The organism is Kineococcus indalonis (genome assembly GCF_009906395.1).
Taxonomy (GTDB): domain Bacteria; phylum Actinomycetota; class Actinomycetes; order Actinomycetales; family Kineococcaceae; genus Kineococcus; species Kineococcus indalonis.
Window position 1 is genome coordinate 1 of record NZ_JAAALM010000936.1, and the last position, 767, is coordinate 767.

The window sequence follows — 767 nt, forward strand, 5'->3', positions numbered from 1 at the left end:
GGGCTGGGGCAGGCGCCCGAAGCGGGCGTCGAGCTCGGCGGCGGTGCGGTAGGTCAGGTGCGCCAGGCGCCGCGCCAGGCCCAGGCCGGTGTGCGGGCCGCGCCCGGCGGGCAGGTCGTGGTAGTCGCCGCCGTGCCAGCCGGGGTCGGCGACGACGGCGGCGATCTGCGCGCTCTGGGCGCCGATCTGGTCGGCGGTGGAGGCGGCGCAGGTGGCCAGGACGAGGGCGGCGCCGACGCGGCCGGGGGCGGCGGCGGCCCACTCCAGCGAGCGCATCCCGCCCATGGAGCCGCCCAGGACGGCGGCGAAGCGCTCGATGCCCAGGGCGTCGGCCAGGCGCAGCTCGGCGGCGACCTGGTCGCCGACGGTCAGGCGCGGGAAGGCCGAGCCCCAGGGGGCGGTGGAGCCCGGGCGGCGGGAGGCGGGGCCGGTGCTGCCCTGGCAGCCGCCGAGGACGTTGGCGGCCACGACGAACCAGCGGTCGGTGTCCAGCGCCCTGCCGGGGCCGACGAGCTCGCCCCACCAGCCGGGGGTGGGGTGGCCGGGGCCGGCGTCGCCGACGACGTGGGCGTCGCCGGTGAGGGCGTGCTCGACGAGGACGGCGTTGGAGCCGTCGGGGGCGAGCTCGCCCCACGTCTCGTAGGCCAGGCGCACGCGGGGCAGGACGCCGCCGAGCTGCAGGGGCAGGTCGCCGAGGTCGGCGAAGCGGCGCCGGCCGGCGGGGTGGTCCTCGCGCCAGGCGCCGGTGGCCGGCGGGGGCGCGGCGG

General features: G+C 81.0%; 1 protein-coding gene. It reads right to left on the reverse strand.

Features of this window, described 5'->3' with window-relative positions; all coding sequences use genetic code 11:
* Positions 1-767 (reverse strand): alpha/beta fold hydrolase (locus tag GTR00_RS22035; RefSeq protein ID WP_166613612.1); only part of this gene is annotated, 767 nt, incomplete at both ends.